Genomic DNA, 4,069 nt, shown 5'->3' with positions numbered 1-4,069 from the left:
GTTCGGTCCACGCCTCGCGGACCGCGGCGAGCACCTGGCGGAACGACGGCTGCGGTGGGCGGGGCGCGGGAGGGAAGTACGTGCCCGCGTAGAACACGCGCCCCTCGGGGCTCGCGAACACCGTCAGCGGCCACCCGAGGTGGGGCGTGAAGGCGCTGGCGGCGTCGAGATAGGCGGCATCCACGTCGGGATGCTCTTCGCGGTCGACCTTGATCGCCACGAAGCCGTCGTTCACGATGGCGGCGGTGTCGGCATCCTGGAACGACTCGCGTGCCATGACGTGACACCAGTGGCAGGTGCTGTACCCGATCGACACCAGCACCGGGACATCTCGACGCGCGGCCTCGGCGAACGCCTCGGGCCCCCAGGGGTACCACGCGACGGGATTGTCGGCGTGGGCCCGCAGGTACGGGCTCGAGGCGTTCGCCAGGCGGTTCAGGGCTCTGCCCGTCGTCAGTTCAGGTCGTCGGGGTGGGTGCCCACGCGGCCCGAGCCGTCGCCCGGGTCGATGCCGTCGATCGCGGCCATCTCGTCGGCCGTCAGCTCGAAGTCGAACAGGTCGAAGTTCTCTTCGAGGCGCTCGCGGCGCACGGACTTGGGGAACACGATGAAGCCGTGCTGGATGTGCCAGCGCAGCACCGCCTGGGCGGGCGACTTGCCGTGCGCCTCGGCGGCGTCCTTGACCGCGGGGATCTCGAACAGGTCGTACTTGCCCTGGCCGAGCGGGCCCCACGACTCGATGTGCATGTCGTGCTCGGCACCCCAGGCCGCGATCTCGCGCTGGCTGAGGGCCGGGTGCAGCTCGATCTGGTTGACCGCGGGGGTGACACCCGTCTCGGCGACGATGCGCTCGAGGTGCGGCACGAGGAAGTTCGACACACCGATCGAGTGGGTCTTGCCCGCCTCGCGGATCTCGATCATCTTCTGCCACGCGTGCACGAAGTTGTCGTTCTTGGGCGTCGGCCAGTGGATCAGGTACAGGTCGACGGCGTCGAGCTGCAGCTTCTGCAGGCTCTCGTCGATCGCGGCGAGCGGCTCGTCGCCGTCGTGGCGGTCGTTCCAGAGCTTGGTGGTGACGAACAGCTCGTCGCGGGCGATGCCGCTCGCGGCGATGGCCCGGCCCACGCCCTCTTCGTTCTTGTAGATCGCGGCGGTGTCGATGTGGCGGTAGCCGACCTCGAGGGCCTCGGACACGGCGCGCTCGGCGTCGTCGGCGGGAACGAGGAACACGCCGTAACCGAGCTGGGGGATGGAGTTTCCGTCATTGAGCTGGATGGAAGGAACGGTCATGCATCGAGCCTAGGCACTGGTGCTTCGAGCGTTCTCGGGGTTGACGCGGCAGCCGAGCCCCCTCGGCGCCCGCGTCGTGATTGACTTTGCGCATGACGTCGCTGCCGCCCACCCGCCACGCGCACCGCCGCCCGGTCTCGGCGTGGCGACGCGGCGCCAAGCTGCTCGCCATCATCGTCACCGTGGCCGTGGTCGCCGGGGTCGCCGTCGCGGGCTTCTACGCCTTCTCGCTCACGCAGACCCTCAAAAAGGCCGCGGTCCCCCTCAAGGACGCCCCGGCCCAGCCTCCCGCCCTCAGCACCTACGACGAGCCGTTCGCGGTGCTCGTCGTCGGCACCGACGAGTGCGACGACGTCGTCTCGGCGGCCTTCGGCGCCCGCTGCTCCGACCCCGAGAACGCCGGCACCCGCAACGACGTCAACATGCTCGTGCACGTCTCGACCAACCCGCGTCGCGTGACGGTCGTGTCGTTCCCCCGCGACCTGCAGGTCGAGATCCCCGAATGCACCGCCGCCGACGGCACCGCGTTCCCGGGCGCCTTCAAGGCCTCGATCAACACGGCCTACGAGGCGGGCGGTCTCACCTGCGTCGCCGACACAGTGTCCGAGCTGAGCGGTCAGAGCATCCCGTTCGCGGCGAAGGTCAGCTTCGGCAACGTCGTCAACATCACCGACGCGATCGGCGGTGTCGAGGTGTGCATCGGCGGCGACGGCATCGACGACCCCGATGCCGGCATCCAGTGGGAACCCGGCAACCGCGTGGTGAAGGGCTTCGACGCGCTGGCGTTCCTGCGCACTCGCAAGGGCATCGGCGACGGCAGCGACCTCGGCCGCATCGGCAACCAGCAGCAGTACCTCTCGCGGCTGATGAACAAGCTGCGCAGCGACGAGGTGCTCACCAACCCCGGGACGCTGCTCAACCTCGCCAGCACCGCGGTGCGCAACATCGAGCCGAGCGAGAGCCTCGCCGATCCCGTGCGCATCGCCCAGCTCGCCTACACGCTCAAGGACGTGCCGTTCGACGACATCACGTTCGTGCAGTTCCCCGTCGTCGACGACCCCTACGACTCCAACCGCGTCGTCCCCGACGAGGCGTCCGCCGAGGTGCTGTGGCAGGCCCTCGCCGCCAACGCCCCCCTCGCCCTCACCGGAGACGCGGGACGCGGAGTGGTCGCCGACCCCTCGGTCCCGACCCCCGAGCCCACCGAGAGCGCGAGCGAAGAGGCCACCCCGGCTCCGGATGCCAGCGCCACGCCCGACGCCGGTGCGACGCCCGGCGTGGTCGAGCTGCCCGAGAACATTAACGGCAGCAAGGCCAGCCAGGCCACCTGCTCGAACGGGCTGGGCTGAGCGGGCCCGTAAGCGTCGAGACCGCCGGCGGACCGCCGCGGTGACCGGACGTCCAGACTCGTGCGGGAGCATCGAGGGGTGAAGACCGCCCCCCGCTTCTCGGCCATCGCGCTGCTCGTCGTGCTCGCGCTCGCCGGGTGCGCCCCCACGACCGGCGCCGCCCCGAGCGCGACGCCGACCGCGCCGCCCACTCCGACCGCGACGCCCACCCCGACGCCGACGCCCGACGCGCTCGCCGCGATGAGCCTGGCCGACAAGGTCGGGCAGATGTTCATGGTCGGCACCCCGGTCGAGGGCGTGAACCCGACCACGCTCGCCGCCGTGCGCGACGACCACATCGGCGGGGTGTTCCTGCACGGGCGGTCGGATGCCGGAACGGCCGCGGTCGCCGAGCTGGTCCGCGGCTTCACCGCCGCCGTCCCCGCGGGAGCCCCGCGGCTGTGGGTCGCCACCGACCAGGAGGGAGGGACCGTCCAAGTGCTCTCGGGCCCGGGGTTCGACCGCATCCCCTCGGCCGTCGATCAGGCCGCGCAGGACGACTCGACCCTTCGTGCGAGCGCCGCCGCGTGGGCCGGTCAGCTCGCCGCCGCGGGGGTCACCATGAACCTCGGCCCGGTCGCCGACATCGTCACGAGCCCCGAGTTCGCGGCATCCAATCCCCCCATCGGCGAGCTCGCCCGCGAGTACGGCTACGACGGCGCCACGGTCGCCGCGAAGGCCGGCGCGTTCGCGGCGGGCATGCGCGACGGCGGGGTGCTGCCGACCCTCAAGCACTTCCCGGGACTGGGGCACGTCGACGACAACACCGACTACTCCACCGGCGTGACCGATCAGGTGGTCACGGGCGACGGGCCCGACGTCGGCGTGTACGCGTCGATCCTGCCGCAGGGTGACGCGGTGGTCATGATGTCGACCGCCGACTACGCGCTGATCGACCCGGACGTCCCGGCGGCGTTCTCGCCCGCAGTGGTCGGGGTGCTGCGCGACCGGCTCGGTTTCGACGGCGTCATCACCGTCGACGACCTCTCGGCCGCGGATCAGGTGGAGGTGTACTCCCCCGGCGAGCGCGCCACGCGCGCCATCGACGCCGGAGTGGACCTGCTGCTGGTGTCGGCCGACCCCTCGGTCTACCCCGAGATGCATCAGGCCGTGCTCGCGCGAGCCCAGTCCGACCCCGCGTTCGCGGCGAAGGTGGATGCCGCGGTGCGCCGCATCCTGGCGCAGAAGGCGCAGATGCCGTAGGCGCCGGCGGGCCCGGGTGCGGCGCGGGGGCGCCCAGCGTGCGGCCGGGGTGCGGCGCGGCTGCGGCCGCGCCTAGGCGCCGATAAACGCGATCCGTGCCGAAACACGGCGCGGCACCGCGTGTTTCGGCACAAGGTGCGTTTATCGACGGGGCGGGTGCGGCCGGCAGGACGCCGCAGGGCCGCACC

4 protein-coding genes are annotated in these 4,069 nt (G+C 71.6%); 2 read left to right on the top strand and 2 right to left on the bottom strand.

Going from position 1 to position 4,069, the window contains the following annotated elements; translation table 11 throughout:
- Together DBR36_RS03205 and DBR36_RS03200 are read right to left on the bottom strand one after the other, a co-directional pair.
- The coding region (locus DBR36_RS03205; RefSeq protein ID WP_146185191.1) for a thioredoxin domain-containing protein at window positions 1–439 on the bottom strand (439 nt) is incomplete at its 3' end.
- Between the two features lie 14 nt (window positions 440–453).
- Complete coding sequence (locus DBR36_RS03200; protein WP_108317537.1) at window positions 454–1,290, bottom strand: aldo/keto reductase; 837 nt, start codon at window positions 1,288–1,290, stop codon at window positions 454–456.
- Window positions 1,291–1,382: 92 nt separating this feature from the next.
- Between DBR36_RS03200 and DBR36_RS03195 the strand changes: the two genes are divergently transcribed.
- Together DBR36_RS03195 and DBR36_RS03190 are read left to right on the top strand one after the other, a co-directional pair.
- Window positions 1,383–2,639 carry an LCP family protein gene (locus DBR36_RS03195; RefSeq protein ID WP_108317536.1) on the top strand — a complete coding sequence of 419 codons (1,257 nt, stop codon included), beginning with the start codon at window positions 1,383–1,385 and terminating at the stop codon, window positions 2,637–2,639.
- Window positions 2,640–2,717: 78 nt separating this feature from the next.
- Window positions 2,718–3,881 (top strand): glycoside hydrolase family 3 N-terminal domain-containing protein, encoded by a 1,164-nt coding sequence (locus DBR36_RS03190; RefSeq protein WP_108317535.1) that lies wholly within the window; start codon window positions 2,718–2,720, stop codon window positions 3,879–3,881.
- Window positions 3,882–4,069 lie beyond the last annotated feature (188 nt).

Origin of the sequence: Microbacterium sp. HMWF026 (genome assembly GCF_003061325.1) — a bacterium.
Classification (GTDB): Bacteria; Actinomycetota; Actinomycetes; order Actinomycetales; family Microbacteriaceae; genus Microbacterium; species Microbacterium testaceum_E.
Note: the sequence above shows the minus strand (reverse complement) of the source record. Positions and strands in the feature narration are given on the sequence as shown.